General features: G+C 64.9%; 14 protein-coding genes and 1 tRNA gene. 4 read left to right on the top strand and 11 right to left on the bottom strand.

What is annotated here, in order from left to right; genetic code table 11:
* Positions 1–29 precede the first annotated feature (29 nt).
* The 5 genes from AC13HB_RS09105 to AC13HB_RS09085 all read right to left on the bottom strand — a co-directional run bounded on the left by AC13HB_RS09105 (position 30) and on the right by AC13HB_RS09085 (position 6,825).
* The gene (locus AC13HB_RS09105) at positions 30–1,316 is read right to left on the bottom strand and encodes a cystathionine gamma-synthase family protein (protein ID WP_482949435.1); all 1,287 of its coding nucleotides are present in this window, start codon (positions 1,314–1,316) and stop codon (positions 30–32) included.
* Positions 1,317–1,525: 209 nt separating this feature from the next.
* Positions 1,526–2,605: an OmpA family protein gene (locus tag AC13HB_RS09100; protein ID WP_482949434.1), complete on the bottom strand. Its 1,080-nt coding sequence runs from the start codon at positions 2,603–2,605 to the stop codon at positions 1,526–1,528.
* Positions 2,606–2,957: 352 nt separating this feature from the next.
* Positions 2,958–4,580, bottom strand: coding sequence for a L,D-transpeptidase family protein (locus tag AC13HB_RS09095; protein WP_482949433.1), 1,623 nt, complete (start codon positions 4,578–4,580; stop codon positions 2,958–2,960).
* Positions 4,581–4,693: 113 nt separating this feature from the next.
* Positions 4,694–6,577 (bottom strand): cation:proton antiporter domain-containing protein, encoded by a 1,884-nt coding sequence (locus tag AC13HB_RS09090; RefSeq protein WP_482949432.1) that lies wholly within the window; start codon positions 6,575–6,577, stop codon positions 4,694–4,696.
* 172 nt (positions 6,578–6,749) lie between these two features.
* Positions 6,750–6,825: transfer RNA gene (locus tag AC13HB_RS09085), tRNA-Lys, on the bottom strand.
* Positions 6,826–6,941: 116 nt separating this feature from the next.
* Between AC13HB_RS09085 and AC13HB_RS09080 the strand changes: the two genes are divergently transcribed.
* Positions 6,942–7,568, top strand: a complete 627-nt coding sequence (locus AC13HB_RS09080; protein ID WP_482949431.1) for a hypothetical protein — start codon at positions 6,942–6,944, stop codon at positions 7,566–7,568.
* Here the strand turns inward: AC13HB_RS09080 and tgt are convergent.
* Positions 7,565–8,707 (bottom strand): tRNA guanosine(34) transglycosylase Tgt, encoded by a 1,143-nt coding sequence (gene tgt, locus AC13HB_RS09075; RefSeq protein ID WP_482949430.1) that lies wholly within the window; start codon positions 8,705–8,707, stop codon positions 7,565–7,567. The genes AC13HB_RS09080 and tgt overlap by 4 nt on opposite strands.
* Before the next feature lie 112 nt (positions 8,708–8,819).
* On the opposite strand from tgt, the gene AC13HB_RS09070 reads away from it, so the two are divergent.
* Complete coding sequence (locus AC13HB_RS09070; protein WP_482949429.1) at positions 8,820–9,518, top strand: hypothetical protein; 699 nt, start codon at positions 8,820–8,822, stop codon at positions 9,516–9,518.
* Here the strand turns inward: AC13HB_RS09070 and queA are convergent, their stop codons facing one another.
* Entirely contained in the window at positions 9,519–10,583 is a 1,065-nt protein-coding gene (gene queA / locus AC13HB_RS09065; protein WP_482949428.1) for a tRNA preQ1(34) S-adenosylmethionine ribosyltransferase-isomerase QueA, read from the bottom strand. It lies immediately after the preceding gene.
* A gap of 97 nt (positions 10,584–10,680) precedes the next feature.
* Here queA and AC13HB_RS09060 point away from each other — a divergent pair, with 97 nt between their 5' ends.
* Complete coding sequence (locus tag AC13HB_RS09060; RefSeq protein ID WP_482949427.1) at positions 10,681–11,691, top strand: endonuclease/exonuclease/phosphatase family protein; 1,011 nt, start codon at positions 10,681–10,683, stop codon at positions 11,689–11,691.
* Positions 11,692–11,749: 58 nt separating this feature from the next.
* Here AC13HB_RS09060 and AC13HB_RS09055 read toward each other — a convergent pair whose 3' ends face one another.
* From AC13HB_RS09055 to gyrA, 4 genes are all read right to left on the bottom strand, one after another.
* A complete protein-coding gene (locus tag AC13HB_RS09055) occupies positions 11,750–12,202 on the bottom strand; it encodes a peptidylprolyl isomerase (protein ID WP_482949426.1) in 453 nt (150 codons plus the stop codon).
* A gap of 3 nt (positions 12,203–12,205) precedes the next feature.
* Entirely contained in the window at positions 12,206–13,159 is a 954-nt protein-coding gene (locus AC13HB_RS09050) for a peptidylprolyl isomerase (protein ID WP_482949472.1), read from the bottom strand.
* A 2-nt stretch (positions 13,160–13,161) separates the two neighbouring features.
* A complete protein-coding gene (gene coaD, locus AC13HB_RS09045; RefSeq protein ID WP_482949425.1) occupies positions 13,162–13,653 on the bottom strand; it encodes a pantetheine-phosphate adenylyltransferase in 492 nt (163 codons plus the stop codon).
* A 95-nt stretch (positions 13,654–13,748) separates the two neighbouring features.
* The gene (gyrA, locus tag AC13HB_RS09040; protein ID WP_482949424.1) at positions 13,749–16,586 is read right to left on the bottom strand and encodes a DNA gyrase subunit A; all 2,838 of its coding nucleotides are present in this window, start codon (positions 16,584–16,586) and stop codon (positions 13,749–13,751) included.
* 268 nt (positions 16,587–16,854) lie between these two features.
* Here gyrA and AC13HB_RS09035 point away from each other — a divergent pair, with 268 nt between their 5' ends.
* On the top strand, positions 16,855–18,168 hold the full coding sequence (locus AC13HB_RS09035; RefSeq protein ID WP_482949423.1) for an alkaline phosphatase family protein: 1,314 nt from the start codon (positions 16,855–16,857) through the stop codon (positions 18,166–18,168).
* Positions 18,169–18,181 lie beyond the last annotated feature (13 nt).

Genomic DNA, 18,181 nt, shown 5'->3' with positions numbered 1-18,181 from the left:
AGATCGCGGGAGGGGTGGTCTGGATCGGATCAGGCCTGATCGAGCGCCTGCTTCAGGTCGGCGATGAGATCATCGGGATTCTCGATGCCGACGGAAATGCGTACCAGGCCTTCGGAGAAGCCCTGACGGCGGCGCAGCTCGGGATCGACCCCGCGATGCGTCGTCGAGCCCGGATGGCAGATGAGCGTTTCGGTACCGCCGAGGCTGACCGCCAGCTTCATCACCTGCAGGGCGTTGAGCATGCGGAAGGCCGATGCCTCGTCGGCCAGGTCGAACGCAAAGGTGGAGCCGGCCGAGCTGGACTGGGCGTGGAAGACGTCGCCGTCGCGCGTGCCCTTTTCCAGGAAGCCGAGATATCGGACGCGCTGGACCTTCGGATGGTCGCGAAGGAATTCGGCAACCTTGCGGGCACCGGTCGCGGCAGCTTCCATCCGGATCTTTACGGTCTCGAGAGAGCGCAGCAGCATCCAGCAGGTGTGCGGGTCGAGATTCGTGCCGAGATATCCGCGGAGGCTGCGAATCTGGCTCATCGCTTCCTCGGAGCCCGACGCGGAGCCGGCGATCAGGTCACTGTGCCCGCCGATATATTTGGTGAGCGAGTAGACGACGACATCGGCGCCGAGCTCGATCGGCTTCTGGCCAACCGGGCCGAGGAAAGTGTTGTCGACCACGAGATAGGGGCGCTTGCCCTGTTTCTCGGCGATCATGTCGGCGATGCGCAGGCAGGCCTTGAGGTCGACGAGGTCATTGGTCGGGTTGGTCGGGGTCTCGGTGTAGATGACCGAAACCTCACCCTTGGCCATGGCGGCCTCGGCGGCTTCTCGCAGCTCGTCTTCATTCGCACCAGCGAAAAAATCGACCGACTGGATGCCGTAATGCGGCAGGAATTTTCGCAGCAGGCTTTCCGTTCCCCCATAGAGCGGGGTCGACTGCAGGATGACCGAGCCGGCATGAGCGAGCCCCATCAGGGTGGTCGAAATGGCCGCCATGCCGGAGGAGAAGACAGCCGCTTCGTCCGCTCCGTCATAAAGGGCCAAGCGGTCCTCGAGCACTTCCATGTTCGGATTGTTGAAGCGGGAATACATCAGACCCGCCGCTTCCGGGTCACCTTCTTCGGCCTGGCCGAGCGTCACGCGGAAGAAAGCAGCGCCGTCTTCCGCGCTGGCGAATGCGAAGGTCGAGGTCAGGAAGACCGGCGGCTTGATCGACATTTCGGAGAGCTTCGGGTCATACCCGTAGCTCATCATCTGCGTTTCCGGGCTCAGCTCGTGACCGGCAACGGCGCGCTTGCGATAGGGTTTGTCGGGCTTGCTCATCGGTTTCCTCCCAGCGGCAATTCAAGGCACATCGCCAAGACATTTTCGCCGGTGTGAACCGGTGTCGGTCCGCGGTCAAGCCTGACCTCAGCACGCGGAAAGAAGTGGCCAATCATGCCCGTCCTAGTTCAGTTCCGCGCACGTTCATTCCAAAAAAATACGGCCCGACAGAATGCCGGGCCGTATCTCTTTGAGGCTCGTCTCGAGGATTAATCGAGGACGATGACCACTTCCGTACGACGGTTGAGCGGCTCGCGCACACCGTCCGGCGTTTCGACCGCATTGCGGGTCTCACCGAAGGCTTCCAGCGAGATCGTGCTCGCCGGGACGCCGAGGCGGACCAGTTCGTCGCGAACGACGCGAGCACGGCGCTCGGAAAGGCCAACATTGTAGGAGGCCGAACCGGAACGGTCGGTGAAGCCCGACACGCTGACCGTGGTCACATCACAGGAACCGCGCTGGCTAGCAGCCTGAGCGATCACCGCACGCGCTTCGTCGGTCAGAGCGGACTCATCCCAGGCGAAGTAGACGCGGAATTCCACATCCTCACACGCCGGCGGAGGCGGCGGAGGAGGCGGCGGAGGCGGCGGAGGCGGAGGCGGCGGCGGAGGCGGCGGCGGCGGGGGCGGGGGCGGCGGCGGCGGAGCCGCGAAGGAATACCGCAGGCCCATCCACACTTCGTGACCCGCCAGAGCATCGACATTCACGTTGGACGGGAAGTCGGTGCTGGCAGCGGAGAAGTAGCGGTACTCGGTGTCGAGGGTCCAGCGCTCGCTGACCTCCCAACCGATACCGGCCATGATCTGCCACATGAACGGATTGTCGTCGCCCTGGCTGATCACATAGTCGGCCGGGGTCGGGGCAACAGGCGTGGTACCTGTGGTCCAACCGGCGAGCGTGCCGTTGACTTCGCCCATACCGATGCCGAGACCGACATACGGATGGTAGTTGCCATCCGGATTGAAGTCGAAGATGGCGTTTGCCATCAGGGACCAGACCTGGAAGTCGCTGAGGCTGTTCTCGAAGTTCCCCACAGCACCGGTGTCGTTGTACCGGTGAGCCAGTTCACCTTCGAAGCGGAAACCGTCAGCCCACTCATAACCGAGTGCGACAGCTTCGCGCCAATTGCCTTCACCCTGGATTTCGCCGTTCAGCGAGCCGGAGACGTCGGTGTCGCCCGGACCGCCATAGCCGACGGCACCACGCACATACCAGCCTTCGTCAGCGAACGCAGGACCCGCTGCAAGGAAGGCCCCGACGGCGGCCGCCGTAAAAAGCCGTTTTTTCATCATTCCCCCTCCGGAGGCAAAAGCCTCCTTGGTGTGACGGATCGTTTCCGATCGAATATCGAACACGAGGAATCACTCAACACGAGTGCTTCCTAGCGTTTTTCCTACTACAATTAGATCGCGAGCGCTACAGCCATGTCCATGGTTTTGGGGCTTTTGCGGAAAATCTGGAGTGCGTTGCAACAAGGCTACACTCAAATAAGGACAACCTGAAATAGTCACATAAAATCAATAATATGACGCACCCCAAATTGGCGGGGCATGGTTAACGCCAGGTGTTTTCGGTATGTAAATAGGCCGAACCGTCGAGCATTCTCCAAATCGCACTCCGGTTGCAGCCGGTGACTAGCGGTCAGTCCATCCAGATGCTGCCGATGCCTGCCAGATCGCCTGACGGGGCGAGCCGCGGCACGTCCGCGCGTCCGTAAGCCCGTGAGAAGGCTTCCATGACCTCCCCGTCCCGTCCGTAAAGATCGTTCAGATAGCGCACGCTTCCACCCGCTTCGCCGACGACTGTCCAGTAGGCGATGTGAACCGGCAGGCGGCGATCGAGCCAGACGACGGTCGGCGTATCGCCCTCTACTGTCGTGTCGATCTGATTCCTGTCCCAACCGTCCTGCCCGGCGAGCACCCACTCGGCCAGCGCCAGCGGGTCCTGCACACGAATACAGCCCGCGGAAAAGTCGCGGCGTGTCCGGACGAACTGGTCGCGCTCCGTAGTGTCGTGGATGTAGACATTATGGCGATTGGGAAAAATGAACTTCACCTCGCCCATCGGATTGTCCGGCCCGGGCGCCTGGGAGATGCGATAGGGCCAGCCATTGCCCCAGCGATCCCAGTCGATCGCAGAAACCGGTACAGCCTGTCCGGCCTCGTCGAAGATGCGGTAGCCCAGCGCGCTGACGAGTCCGGGATTGCGCCGGATCGCGCGGAAACGCGAGCGGGCCGAGCCCCCCGGCAACCCCCACCAGGGGTTGAGGACGAGATATTCCATCTCGTCGGAGAATTCCGGCGTCGAGCTGACCTCTCGCCCGACCATGACCTCGTGCTCCCGGACGAGGCGGCCATCCTCCCAGGCCTCGAGACGGAAGTCCGCGATATTCACCCAGATATGGCGATACCCCAATTCGCGGGTGCGCCAGCGGCGCTGCTCGAGATTCACCATAAGCTGGACAATGCGATCGTCCGGCGGCGTGTTGAGCTGGGTCAGCGTGGCCCGGTCGAGCCGTCCCGTCGGCGCGAGATTGACGCGCCCCTGATAGCGCCGGACCGCCGTTTCCAGTCTCAAATTGAAAGGCTCGCCCGCGCGCCAGTCGGGCGCGATCAGCCCCTCGGCGGCGAGGCGGGCACGCAGCTGATCAACCCTAGGGCCGGAATCTCCGACCTCCAGAACCGGCCCGCGCTCGATCGAGGGCCAGATCGGACGCAAGGCGAGAACACGAAGCATTTCAGCGCGCAGCGTGTTGTAGTCGCGCACGCGCGGCATGCTTGCCTGCAACGCATCGACGAGCCGCCCGTCCGGACGCAGCGCGGCTTCCAGGCGCCGGACGAGACGGTCGGCCTCGTCGGGTGTCACATGCCGCGGAAGCAGCGTCTCGGGATCGAGCATGCCGAATTCGAGCCAACTCGCAAAACGCATATAGGCGAGGCTGGCCAGTCGGGCGCGTGTCTCCGCCGGCACGTCCGGATCCTGCAGCGAATCGGCCGCAGCATCGAGCGATGGGAGACCATGACTGGGCGCTTCGTACAACGCACGGGCCAGATCCAGATAATCCGCCTCGCGCCACCCCCGCACGACCGGGGTAAGCTCAGCCAGGTCGGCGAGGGTAAAGGGCTCAGGCGGACGCGTCTCCAGGGTCAGCGGACCGGTCGTATCCGGTGCGACCTCTTCCTCGGCGTGGGCGTGCGTGAGCGAACCAGCCCAGACGGTCGCCAGCAATCCGGCCGCCACTGCGAGAAACTTCCCCTTGCACACTCTTCGCCCCCCGACGCGTCACAACGCAATGACGTTAACCATATTTCCGGTAGCAAGAAAGCGCTATTCGACCAGGCCGTTCACAGCAAGTTTCCGGAGGTATTTCCGGTCCTTCACTCGGCATCCTCGTCCTGGATCATGTCCTTGTCCGGCTCGCCGACATCTTCAGCCATCAGGTCGGCGAGCGATATCTCGCGCGAGCGCGCCCGTTCTATATAGGCCTCATTGTCCACGACGTTCGTTTCCGAGTCCCAGACATCGAACAATTGATGCAGGCTCTCCTCGTCATGCCGCTTGAAGGCGGCGGCCTTGCGGCCAGCGCGGCGCGTGTCCTCCCCAAGCACCTGGAGTGCCTGACGGGCGACATCCAGTGACGAGCCGAACAGCTCGCGCACCGCACTGTCTGCACCGGCAGCGCGCAATTGGTAGACATGCTCGCGGCTGGCGGCCCGGGCGATGATATGCACGTGCGGGTAGCGCTGCTTGACGTGCTGGACGAGTTCGACGGCCCGCTCGCGATTGTCGGTGGCGACCACAAAGAGTTTCGCATTGGCGATCCCCGCGGCCTCCAGCAGGCCCGGACGCAGCACATTTCCGTAATAGACCTGGATCCCGAACTTGCGCAGCGAATCGATATGCTCGGCCGAATTGTCCAGAACGATCGGGCGATAGCCGTCCATCACGAGGAGACGGTGCACGATCTGGCCGAAGCGCCCCATTCCCGCAATGATAACTGGCGCTTCCTGCTCGATCACGTCCTCGTCGCGCATCGCGCCGGCCTTGCGCGCCACGCGCGGCGACACCCAGCGCTCGAAGACGATCATCATCAGCGGCGTAGCCAGCATGGAAAGTGCAACGACGAGCGCCGCTCGCCCGGCGACCACCTCCGGCACCACATGGATGCCCTCGGCGAAAGTCAGGAGGACGAAGGCGAATTCGCCGCTCTGCGCCAGAGAGAAGGTGAACAGCCAGCGGGCCCGTCCCTTCATGCGGAACATGACGGAGAGGCCGAGAAGGATGATCGCCTTCATGGCAATCAGCGCGAGCGTCAAAGCGAGGATAGGGATGGTCTCACTGGCCAGCAGGGAAAACTCCATACCGGCGCCGACCGTGATGAAGAAGACGCCAAGCAGCAGCCCCTTGAACGGGTCAAGGTCGCTGACGAGCTCGTGCCGGTATTCGCTTTCGGCAAGCAGGACGCCGGCGAGGAAAGTCCCCAGCGCCGGCGAGAGTCCGACGGCGCTCATGGCCACTGCGATGCCAATGACAAGCAGGAAGGACGCGGCCAGGAAAAGCTCGTGCAGCCCGGTCCGGGCGATGATCCGGAAGGCCGGTCGGGTTAGATAGCGCCCGCCGAGGACGATGAAGGCGACAACGCCAAGCGTGACGAGCCCCTGCCCCCAACCCGGCAAATCGTTGAAAACGCCATTGCCGCCGCCATGCGCCGCAGCATCGGACATCTCGGCCGTACCCATGCCGCCGCCCGCAACTGCCAGTAGCGGCAGCAAGGCGAGCATGGGGATGACCGCAATATCCTGGAAGAGAAGGACGGAAAAGGCGGACTGTCCGCCCTCGGTTCGCAGCCAGCTCTTCTCGCCGAGCGTCTGCAGCACGATGGCGGTGGAGGAGAGCGAGAAGATCAGCCCCAGTGCAGCCGACAGACGCCAGTCGAGACCGATCACGAGACAGAAGCCGGTCACGACCAGGGCGGTGACAAGAACCTGGAGGCCTCCGAGACCGAAGAGCCGCATACGCATGTCCCAGAGCAGGCGCGGCTGGAGTTCCAGCCCCACCAGAAAGAGCATCATGACGACGCCGAATTCGGCGAAGTGCTGGACAGTTTCATGGTCCGAACCCACCCAGTCCAGCAAGGGTGCGATAGCGATCCCCGCGAGCAGATAGCCCAGCACGGATCCCAGTCCGAGCCGGTGCGCGATCGGTACCGCAATCACGCCGGCGCCCAGATAGATCGCCGCCTGCAGGAGAATGTCGTTCATGGCCCGCCCGTCAGTCTGGAATCCCGGCCCCGGCCGGGTCTGAACAGCATAACGATATGACGCGCCGGGGCCACAATGATCTAGCGATCGCAACAGCCGAAAATCGCCCTGAAGCACACTTTGGGACCGGCAACGGACTTGTCCGCCGGGGAAGTTCAAGATGCCTGGAAAATGGTGAGCCGACAGGGATTCGAACCCTGGACCGTCTGATTAAAAGTCAGATGCTCTACCAGCTGAGCTATCGGCTCCCCGTGTGAGGAGCGCGGAACCTATAGCGGCGATTCCGGCGGGTCAATCGGGGTTTCACTGCTGATTTCAGCATTTTTGATGAGATTTTGCCGCAATCCGCAGTAAACTGTGTCCCATGAGGGGACATATCTGCATTCTTGCCTGTTTGATCGCGGCGCTGGGCGCCGCAGGCTGCTCGTCGACTCGCGAGCGCGCGGCCACGACTGCGCGCGACCAGACTGCCGAAGCTCTTGAAGATGCAGTCGGACTTCCGCGCGAACGTCCCGGTCCGATCATGGTGGACCAGGGCGACGATACCGTACCGACGCCCTATGGCGGCGAAGGCTCCAGGCGCCGTTGTTCGACCGTCGCGCGCGACGTGGCGCGTCTGACCGTGGTGCTGGGACCGGATATCGAGGAAGTCCAGCGGCGCGAGGCCGCAGAAGCCGCCGAGCACGACCACGAAACCTGGATGGGCCAGAGTGCCCATGTCGTCGGTCAGGCGCCGGAAGCCGCCGCGGAAGGCGCAGGTCAGCTCTATCACTCGACCATTGTCGGTCTGAACCCGGTGCGCCCGGTGATCCGCTTCATCGGCGGCGCCGGCCGGATCGAGCGCGAAGCCCGCCAGCAGCGTGACATCGCCCAGCGTCGGCGCGCCTATCTGCGCGGCCTGTTCGATGGTTTCGGCTGTCCCGCTTCCTACATGCACCGCGCCTTCGAGAGCTACGGCCTGCTTGAGGAGCATGAGGACGACGCAGACTAGCTCGCCCGCTCCGCTGCCCGGGCCTGGCCCTCTTCCCATTTCGCGTTGAAGTCGCGCCGGAACGTCTCGAACTCGCCGGCCTCGATCGCCGCTCGCATGCGGCGGGTCAGGTCCTCGAAATAAGCGATATTGTGCCAGCTCAGCAGCATGGCCGAAAGGTATTCGCCGGCGCGGAAGAGGTGGTTGAGATAGGCCTTGGAATAATCGCGGCTGGCCGGACAGTCGATCTCCGGATTGAGCGGCGTCTCGTCCTCGACGAATTCGGCGCGCTTGATATTGATCGGACCGTAATCGGACCAGGCCTGGCCGTGCCGGCCCGAGCGCGTCGGCAGGACGCAGTCGAACATGTCGACCCCGCGCGCCACCGCCTCGACCAGATCGATCGGCTTGCCCACGCCCATCAGATAGCGCGGCCGCTCGGCGGGCAGATGCGGCGTGGTAAAGTCGAGCACTTCGCACATCGTCTCGAAGCCCTCGCCCACGGCGAGCCCGCCGATGGCATAACCGTCATAACCGATTTCCTGCAGACCCTCGGCCGAGCGGCGGCGCAGATCCTCGAAGACCGACCCCTGCACGATGCCGAAGAGCGCCTGCGTGTCGCGCGTACCAAACGCATCCTTCGAGCGCTGCCCCCAGCGTAGCGAAAGCTCCATCGAGGCCTCGGCCTCGCCCTTGGGGCAGCCGAAGGGGGTGCACTCGTCCAGCTGCATGGAGATGTCGGCGCCCAGAAGATCGGCCTGGATCTCGATCGAGCGCTCCGGGGTGAGATTGTGCTCGGACCCGTCGATATGGGAGCGGAACTTCACCCCCTCCTCGCTCATCTTGCGCAGTTTGGAGAGCGACCAGACCTGGAAACCGCCGCTATCCGTCAGGATCGGGCCCTGCCAGGTGGAAAATGTGTGCAGACCGCCCAGCCGCTTCACCCGCTCGGCGCCGGGGCGCAGCATGAGGTGATAGGTATTGCCGAGGATGATGTCCGCGCCCGTCCCTTTCACCTGGTCCATATAAAGCGCCTTCACCGTGCCGGCCGTGCCGACCGGCATGAAGGCAGGCGTGCGGATCTCGCCGCGCGAGGTTTTCAGGACACCGCTGCGCGCTGCGCCATCGGTCGCTTTGATTTCGTAGGGAAAGACGCTCATGGGGCGCGCTTCTATCCCGCGCGGGCGGAAATCGGAAGCGCCGCCGTTCAGCTTGCGCTCAGATTGGCCCCGATATGTGTTAGCGTCGAACGATCAGGCAGGGGAGGCCTTCATGAGTTTCATCGCTATCGCAGCCGCACTCGCGCTCGGCCAGAGCGCGCAGGAAGACAGCCAGCCGGCGCCGACGCTCCAGCGCATCGAGCCCCGGACCGTCCGGCAGATCGATCCGCCCTCGCTTCAGTTGGAGACAGCTCCGGCCGACCCGGAGGCTTTTCCCGGTGTCGACTGGCTTGCAGGACAGCCCAATGTGAATTTTCCCGGCGTCGACTGGTCGACCATGCGCGTGCGCCGTGTCGCGCCCAATGCCTTTCCGGGCGTCGAATGGCGTACCGCCGGTCATTGCCGCAGCGAAAACGGCGCCGTGCTGACGGTCGAACGCCACATCCCCGGTCGCGGCAATACCGCCTATGAACGCATCGTCGGTGAGCGCGGGATCGTCGGTGAGAACGGTATCGTCGGTGAGCGCGGTGCTGTACGCCCGGAAACCGCGCCGGAGCCCGCCAATGCAGGCACGATGCGCATTCAGACCGATACCCGCGATGCACCGCCTCCGGACTCAGCGTCGGGATCTCGCGCCTCTATCGTGGGAGAACGCGGGATCGTGATCCAGAACGGCGATGTTTCGCCCGACGGCGAGGACATGGTGATGCCGGGCGACAATGTCTCCAGCCCGCGCCGCGAGATCGTGGGCGAACGCGGGATCGTCATCCAGAACGGCCGCAATGCCGCCTATCCCGCCTGCTCGGGCTAGTCAGCGCGCCGCGCGCTCCAGCAGGCAGGCATCGCCGTAGGAATAGAAACGGTAGTCCCCGGCGATGGCGTGGGCATAGGCCCGCTGCATGACATCCAGCCCGGACAGGGCGCTCACCAGCATGAAGAGCGTCGATTTGGGCAGGTGGAAATTCGTCATCAACGCGTCGGTGATGCGGAAGTCATAGCCTGGCGTGATGAAGATGTCGGTGTCGCGGCTGCCGGCCTCGATCCGCCCCGGCTCGGGCGCCAGGCTCTCCAGCGTGCGAAGCGCTGTCGTCCCCACCGGGACCACCCGCCGCCCCTCGTCCTTGGCGCGATTGATGGCGTCGGCGGCTTCCGGCGAGACCGTGCACCATTCCTCGTGCATTTCGTGCTCGTCGGTATCCTCGGCCTTCACAGGAAGAAAGGTGCCCGCTCCGACATGCAGTGTGACATGCACGCGCTCAATACCGCGCGCATCCAGCGCCGTCATAACGCGGTCGGTAAAGTGCAGCCCCGCCGTCGGGGCTGCGACGGAGCCGCTCTCGCGTGCGAACAACGTCTGGTAATCCTCGACATCCTGCTCATCCACACCGCGCTTGCGGGCGATATAGGGCGGCAGGGGCGGCACGCCGGTCGCGGCGATGGCCTCGTCCAGCTCGGCGCCGGAACGGTTGAAGACCAGCGCGACATCGCCGCCTTCGGCCTTGTCCGTCACCTCGGCCTCGAGCACATCGCCGAAACGGATCACATCGCCCGTGCGCAGCCGCTTGGTGGGCCGCACGAAGGCGCGCCAGGTCTTGCCGTCGACCCGCTTGTGCAGATTGACTTCGAGCGTGACGTCTCCACCGCCGCCGACCTCGCGGGCCGGGCGGATACCCTCGAGCGCAGCCGGGATGACGCGCGTATCGTTGAACACCATGAGATCGCCGGGCTGCAGCAGGTCCGGCAGATCGAGCACGCCCCTGTCGGACAGCGCTCCGTCGGATGCCACATGCAGCAGGCGCGCCGCGTCGCGCGGGCGCGCCGGACGCAGGGCGATACGCTCTTCGGGGAGCTCGAAATCGAAATCGGACACTCGCATGGCCGCGTGGTCTATCTTTGGACACACGGCTTCGCAATCTTTCCCGTGTAGTAAGCAGCATAATCATGCCGTGCCAGCATTCCGGGGACATTCACGCGTGCGTCGAAGCCATACCGAAACCATCCTTGTCTCGGGCCTTGTAACGGGTCTTGCCGGGCTGGCACTCGTCCTGGCCCTCGCGCCTCTGGGCCGCACCTTCGACGCGTTGCGACAGATCTGGCCCGTCTGGGCGATCGCAGCACCGCTGGCGACGCTTGTCGTGCTGCGCAGCCGCCATCGCTGGGCGCCCATCATTGCCGCTCTAGCGACACTGGCCATTCTGGCGCCGGGCATCGGCGAGACGGTCCGCAGCTGGCGCGGCCTCGCACCCGTCGCGGGCGCGGAGCCCACCGGCCCGATCGAGATATCCATCGCGACCCACAATATGTGGGGCCGGTCGGCCTCGCCGGAAGCTGCGGTCGAGATACTGCCGCCTCTGGCACCGGACGTTCTGGCCCTGCAGGAAGCGTCCGCAAGCGCACGCTATGCGAGCGAAGCGCTCGTCAGGCGTTACTCCTATTCCGCCCGTTGCCGCTCGACGCGGCTGCTGACCCGTTTTGAAATCCTGGACTCCGGTTGCATCGCCCCGCCGGAGAATATCGACTGGCAGACCGCCATTCCCTGCGACTGGGAAGTTCCGCCCGCCGTCTGGGCGCGCGTGCGCCTGCCCGACGGCACCGAGACGACGCTTGTCTCGGTTCACCTGACCTGGCCCTTCCCCGGCCCGACCCAGTCCTGCCAGCGCGCCAATCTCGGCCGTGCCCTCGCCCTCCTGCCCCAGGAGCGGATGATCGTGATGGGTGATTTCAACGCGGCCGCCCCCTCCTACGCCCTTAAACGCCTTGAGCGCGATCTCGGCCTCGAGCGCCGTTCCATCGCCATTGCGACCTTCCCGGCCGAGGGGCGCTTCCAGGCCGCGGGCTGGGGCACGCCGCCCCTGCCACCCATGCTGGTCGGGATCGACCATATCTTCGCCGGCGAGGACTGGGCGACCGTCTCCATCGGCACGGGACCGAATACGGGCTCGGACCACCGGCCGCTCATCGCCACGCTGAGACTGGCGGACTGACACGAAAAAGGGCGGCCCAGCAGGACCGCCCTCTTCGCATCGGCAATGTCCGTCCGGCTTACGCCTCGACGACGCTCGCCTTGACGATCTTGCCCGGATTGGCCGGCGGCTCGCCCTTGGGCAGCGCATCAACATGTTCCATGCCGGAGATCACCTCGCCCCAGACCGTGTACTGGTTGTCCAGATAGGGCACGGCGTCGAGGCAGATGAAGAACTGGCTGGAGGCCGAGTCCGGGTCCGCGGCGCGCGCCATGGACATGGTGCCGCGCTTGTGCGGTTCGGCGGAGAATTCCGCCGGGATGTTCTCGCCGGAACCACCCATGCCGGTGCCCTGCGGGCAGCCGCCCTGGGCCACGAAACCGTCGATCACGCGGTGGAAGGTCAGGCCGTCATAAAAGCCCTGCTTCGCCAGCTGCGTGATGCGCGCGACATGCTTCGGCGCGAGGTCCGGGCGCAGCTTGATGACGACATCGCCGCCTTCGAGGGTGAATACGAGTTGTTCTTCAGCCATGGTCTAGTCCTGTTCAAGAATGCGGGTCGGCACGTCGATTTCGCAGATGTCGGGCAGGTTGCCGGCATCGTCGCGCAACGTGTCGAGATAGTCGGCGAATGCCTCGCCATCGGTATCGATTACCTGGATGTGCATGCGCTCCTCTTCCGGGAGCTCGTCGCCGGTGCGCATGGAGCGGATGCTGTCCGGACGGAAGTCCGGATCGTCCATCGCCGAGCCGACGGCGATCTGGTCGACGGCGTCCATGCCGTACCGCACGCGTCCCCAGGAGGTGTATTGCGCGTTCAGGTGCTCGGGATTGCCGGTCGTGATGTAGAACTGGCTGCGCGCGGAGTTCGGATCGCTCGTGCGCGCGGCCGCCGCGGCGCCGCGGCAGTGCAGCAGCCAGGACTGGACCTGACCGTCGCCGGTGATCGAGGCCAGTGCGGCCGTCTGCGTCCCTGCCGGGAAACCGTCCCAGAAACCGGCCTTGGCCATTTGCGGCAGGGCGCGCGGATTGATCATCCTGTCCTGGAGTTCGGTCACGACCGGCTCGCCCATGCGGCGGACGGTAAACTCGCCCTCGAGACCTTCCACATCGGCGGCGTGACCGGGATTGGAGCGGCTACCCCCGCCCTGGGCCATGAAATCCTCGATGACGCGGTGCCAGACGAGGAAATCGTAGAAACGCTCCTGGGCCAGCCGGCGCATACGGGCGACGTGGTTGGGCGCGAATTCCGGCGCCATCTCGACCACGACCATGCCGTGATCGGTCTCGATATAGAGCATGTCTTCCGGGTCGACATCACGCCAGGCATCATCGGGGAAATCCCAGGCCGGCGCAGCATTTGCGGACGGCGCGGCTACGGCCTCCTGGACGGTCGCAGCGGCATTCGCCTCCGTCTCGGTCTCGGCTTCGCGGGCGCAGGCCGCAGTGGTCAGGGCCAGGGCCAGGGCAGTGGACAGGGTCAGTCGCATGATCACGCAAAACGCTCCTTCAACCGGGCTTCGATGGCGGGCGGGACGAAGGCTTTCACCTCGCCGCCCAGCTTGGCGATTTCCTTGACCAGCTTTGAGGCGATCGCCTGGTGGCGCGGATCGGCCATCAGGAAGACCGTCTCGATCTCGTCATTGAGCTGCTGGTTCATCGCCACCATCTGGAATTCATACTCGAAATCGGAAACGGCACGGAGTCCGCGCACGATGGACTGGGCCCCGACTTCCTGGGCGAAATGCATCAGCAGACCGTCGAAGGGCCGCACGGTGATGCGGGTGCCGTCGCTACCGAAGGCGGCGACTTCCTTCTCGACCATGGCGACACGCTCGTCCAGCGAGAAGACCGGCTTCTTCGCCTCGTTGATGGCAACGCCGATCACGAGATGGTCGACCAGTTTCACGGCCCGCCCGATGATATCGAGATGACCGTTGGTGATCGGGTCGAACGTTCCCGGATAAAGCGCGGTGCGGGTCATGGAAATCGTCTACCTCTCGGTAATCGGGCCCGGCCGGACGCCTCACGCCTGCCGAGCCCGGTTCTTAGCCGGTTTTCCGGACGGGTTAAACCGGCCTATTCCGATCCGCTTTCGGGGGCTTCCGGCGTGTCCGGCGCATCGCCGGCCGCGGGGGCATCGCCCTCGCCCGCCGGAGCTTCTGCGCCATCGACGCCCTCGCCGCCCTCCTCGTCGTCTCCAGCATCCTGGATCCGCACGACGGCGACGACATTCTCGCCCTCATTGAGACGGATCAGGCGAACGCCGCGCGAGGACCGGCTGGCGATCCGGACCGTATCCACCGGGAAGCGGATCAGCTGTCCGCCATCCGTGACGGCCATGATCTGGTCGGCATCGTCGACCGGAAAGCTGGCCGAAAGCGGCACGTCGCGCTTCACGTCCGTCGCCGCAACGCCCTGATTGCCGCGCCCCATGACGCGGAAATCATAAGCCGAGGAGCGTTTGCCCATGCCGTCCGAAGCGACGGTCAGAACGAATTCCTCCGCCGCGCCGAGCTCCGCCAGACGCTCGGTCGAGAGCGCGGCTTCCTCGCCGTCCTCGCCCGGCTCCAGAGCCGGAGCATCCATCTCCTCGTCCGCACCATCGGCTGCCCGGCGCATCGCCGTAGCGTGCTTCATATAGGCGCGGGCCTCCGGCGAGGTCACATCGATATGGCGCAGGATCGCCATGGAGATCAGGCTGTCGCCATCGGCCAGTCGAATACCCCGCACGCCGACCGAATTACGGCCCGCGAAGACGCGGACATCGGTGGCCGGGAAGCGGATCGCGCGGCCCTTTTCCGAGACCAGGAAGACATCGTCCTCCTCGGTGCAGAGCGTGACGTTGACGATCCGGTCGTCCTCGCCCTCCAGCTTCATCGCGATCTTGCCGTTGCGATTGACCTGGACGAAGTCGGACAGCTTGTTGCGGCGAACCGTACCCTTGTTCGTGGCGAACATGACGTTCATTTCGGCCCAGACGCTCTCGTCTTCCGGCAGCGCCATGATCGAGGTGATGGTCTCGCCCTGCTCGAGCGGCAGCATGTTGACCAGGGCCTTGCCGCGTGTGTTCGGCGCACCGAGCGGCAGACGCCAGGTCTTGGTCTTGTAGACCATGCCCCGGTTCGAGAAGAAGAGCAGCGGCGCGTGGGTCGAGGCGACGAAGAGCGTGGAGATGAAATCCTCGTCCTTGGTCGCCATGCCGGCGCGGCCCTTGCCGCCACGGCGCTGGGCCCGGTAGTCGGAGAGCGCCGTACGCTTGACGTAGCCGCCATGCGTACAGGTGACGACCATGTCCTCGCGCGGGATCAGATCCTCGTCCTCGAAGTCCAGCTCGGCATCGATGAATTCAGAGCGGCGTGGCGTGGCGTAGTTCTCGCGAACTTCGGCCAGCTCGTCGCGGATGATGTCGAGCACGCGCTGGCGCGAGCGCAGGATGTCGAGCAGATCGGCGATCTGCTCGGCCAGCGTCGCGGCCTCATTGCCCAGCTCTTCGCGGCCGAGACCGGTCAGGCGGTTAAGGCGCAGTTCGAGGATGGCGCGGGCCTGTTCCTCGGTCAGCTTGAGGGTATTGTCCGAACGCAGCACGGAGCGCGGATCGGCGACCAGCTCGACGAGCGGGGCCACATCGGCAGCCGGCCATTCGCGGGCCATCAGCTGCTCTCGCGCCGCCGCCGGGTTCGGCGCATTGCGGATCAGCGCGATGACTTCGTCGATATTCGCCACGGCCAGTGCCAGACCGATAATGACGTGCGCCCGGTCACGGGCCTTGTTTAGCTCGAACTTGGCGCGGCGGGCGACGACTTCCTCGCGGAAGCGCAGGAATTCCTTGAGAATTTCCAGCGCACCGAGAAGCTGCGGACGGCCGCCGACGAGCGACAGCATATTCGCGCCGAAGCTCTGCTGCATCGGGCTCCAGCGATAGAGCTGGTTCAGGATGACGTCCGCATTGGCGTCGCGCTTGAGTTCGATCACGACGCGCATGCCGTTGCGGTCGGACTCGTCACGCAGGTCGGCAATGCCCTCGATCTTCTTTTCGCGAACGAGGTCGGCGATCTTCTCGATCATCGACGCCTTGTTCACCTGGTAGGGGATCTCGTGGACGATGATCGCATTGCGGTCCTTGCGCACTTCCTCGATCGACGTGCGGGCGCGCATCATGATGGAGCCGCGGCCCGTAGTGACCGCATTGCGCGCACCGGAACGGCCCAGGATGAGGCCGCCGGTCGGGAAATCCGGTCCCGGAATGTATTCGAGCAGCTCGCCTTCGGTGAGGCCGGGATTCTCGAGCAGGGCCAGCGTTCCGTCGATGACTTCGCCCAGATTGTGCGGCGGGATGTTGGTCGCCATGCCGACGGCGATACCGCCCGCGCCATTGACCAGCAGGTTCGGGAAGCGAGCCGGAAGCACGACCGGCTCCTGGCGCTCGGCCGAATAGTTGTCGATGAAGTTGACCGTGTCCTTGTCGATGTCCGACAGCAGGGACTGGGCAACTTTCTGCATCCGCGCCTCGGTGTAACGATAGGCAGCGGGCGGGTCGCCGTCGACCGAGCCGAAATTGCCCTGGCCGTCGATCAGCGGCACGCGCATCGACCAGTCCTGGGCAAGACGGACCAGCGCGTCGTAGACCGCCTGGTCGCCGTGCGGGTGATAGCGGCCCATAACGTCACCGACGGCGGTGGCGCACTTGCGATAGGCTTTCTCGTGCGTCTGCCCGTTCTCGTGCATCGTGTAGAGAATGCGCCGGTGAACCGGTTTCAGCCCGTCGCGCGCATCCGGGATGGCGCGGCTGACGATCACGCTCATCGCATAATCGAGATAGGAGGAACGCATCTCCTCTTCGATGGAGATGTTGCCGACGCCGTCCGGCAGCTCGCCACCGGAGTTCGGGTTCAGGTCGTCATCGTGATCGCTCAAGGCGGCCCTCTCTGGTTGCTCGCGGCAGCCTTGTCGATGGCCGTCTCGCGAAACCTGTCACGAAAAACGCCGCCCCGACCCCGCCCGGCGAATCGGGCCGTGAATCAGGCGGCTTTTCTGTCGCCAAGTCTTAACAATCGGGGGGGTGAAGGGCAAACGCGCGGGGCGGTTGCACGGCAGGCCGCCAAACCGTCGCGCACGCCGCGTCTTCCCCTTGTCACACAGCGAGGCTAGACAGTCGAAACCTTCAAGCGATCAGGACATTGCGATGCGTCTTCTCTCCGCCGGCAAAACCGCCCTCCTCGCCCTGCCCCTCCTGCTCGGCGCCTGCAGCCATCTGCCCGGCACCGCACCGCAATCCGGAACGGCTGTGGAAACCGCATCCGCGGAGGCTCCGGAGGTTGTGATCCTGATCGGGCTGGACGGGCTGCGCTACGACGCGATCGACCGCTGGGACGCGCCGAACCTGGAAGCGCTCGCCGCCGGCGGGACGCGGCCCGAACGCATGATCCCGGTGATGCCGTCCAAGACCTTCGTGAATTTCTATTCCATCGCCACCGGTCTTTATCCCGAGCACCACGGGATGATCTCGAACCATCCTTATGACCGGCGGCTGGACGAGGTGTTCTCGGCTTCCGGGGGCGGACCGCAAGACCCGCGCTGGTGGGCCGGCGAGCCGATCTGGGCTACCGCCGAACAACAGGGACAGCGCAGCCATGTGATGTTCTGGCTCGGCTCTGAAGTGGACAGACCCGAAACACAGCCGAGCGTTTGGCATCCCTACTGGCACGAAATGCCCTATGAGGACCGCGTCGCCGAAGTCCTGTCCTGGTTCGACGCGCCGGTCGCGGACCAGCCGCGCTTCGCAGCCGTCTATTTCGATCATGTCGATACCATCACCCACCGCACCGGCCCGTTCACGCCCGAGGAGGGCGAAGCTGTCGCGCGGGTCGACGCGCTCGTCGGCGACCTCCTGGCCGGGCTGGAAGAACGCGGCGTTCGCGACCGCGCAACCATCATGGTGGTCTCCGATCACGGCATGGCGGCAGTCTCGGCCGAGCGCAGCATCGCGCTCGACGAACTGGCCGATCTCGACGGGCTCTTCATCCAGGAATTTTCCGGCCAGTACGGTGCGGGCCTCGAACCCTTCGTGATGGGCTATGGCGATGAGGAAACGGTCGACCGCATCCACGCTGCGCTGGAAGGGGCCGACGAGCGCGTCAGCGTCTACCGCCGCGGCGAGATGCCGGACGCCTGGCACTTCGACCATCCCGATCGCGGTCCCGACCTCTTCATTCTCGCCGAACCGGGCTGGCTTCTGACCCTGTCCGATACCGATCTGTCCAATCCCTATCTGGCCGGCATGGGCGGCACGCACGGTTATGACAATCGCGCCGAGAGCATGGGCGCGACCTTTATCGGCAATGGCCCGATCTTTCCGGAAGGCACGCGCCCGGCCGGCTTCGAGAACGTCAATGTCTACGGTCTGATCGCCTGCGCGCTCGATCTCGAGCCTGCGCAGACGGACGGCGATGCCGGCGAGGTGGCCCGGATCACCGGCGGACGCTGCCCGGCGGAATAACCGCCGGGCCCGT

The sequence above is a fragment of the Maricaulis sp. B-26 genome (genome assembly GCF_056857855.1).
The sequence above is the reverse complement of the archived record's forward strand: the minus strand, read 5'-3'. Positions and strand labels throughout refer to the sequence as shown.

Excerpts from the sequence above, each read along its gene's own strand:
- AC13HB_RS09105 (WP_482949435.1), bottom strand. The coding sequence starts at position 1,316 with ATGAGCAAGCCCGACAAACCCTATCGCAAGCGCGCCGTTGCCGGTCAC.
- AC13HB_RS09100 (WP_482949434.1), bottom strand. The coding sequence starts at position 2,605 with ATGAAAAAACGGCTTTTTACGGCGGCCGCCGTCGGGGCCTTCCTTGCA.
- AC13HB_RS09090 (WP_482949432.1), bottom strand. The coding sequence starts at position 6,577 with ATGAACGACATTCTCCTGCAGGCGGCGATCTATCTGGGCGCCGGCGTG.
- AC13HB_RS09080 (WP_482949431.1), top strand. The coding sequence starts at position 6,942 with ATGAGGGGACATATCTGCATTCTTGCCTGTTTGATCGCGGCGCTGGGC.
- tgt (WP_482949430.1), bottom strand. The coding sequence starts at position 8,707 with ATGAGCGTCTTTCCCTACGAAATCAAAGCGACCGATGGCGCAGCGCGC.
- AC13HB_RS09070 (WP_482949429.1), top strand. The coding sequence starts at position 8,820 with ATGAGTTTCATCGCTATCGCAGCCGCACTCGCGCTCGGCCAGAGCGCG.
- queA (WP_482949428.1), bottom strand. The coding sequence starts at position 10,583 with ATGCGAGTGTCCGATTTCGATTTCGAGCTCCCCGAAGAGCGTATCGCC.
- AC13HB_RS09055 (WP_482949426.1), bottom strand. The coding sequence starts at position 12,202 with ATGGCTGAAGAACAACTCGTATTCACCCTCGAAGGCGGCGATGTCGTC.
- AC13HB_RS09050 (WP_482949472.1), bottom strand. The coding sequence starts at position 13,159 with ATGCGACTGACCCTGTCCACTGCCCTGGCCCTGGCCCTGACCACTGCG.
- coaD (WP_482949425.1), bottom strand. The coding sequence starts at position 13,653 with ATGACCCGCACCGCGCTTTATCCGGGAACGTTCGACCCGATCACCAAC.
- AC13HB_RS09035 (WP_482949423.1), top strand. The coding sequence starts at position 16,855 with ATGCGTCTTCTCTCCGCCGGCAAAACCGCCCTCCTCGCCCTGCCCCTC.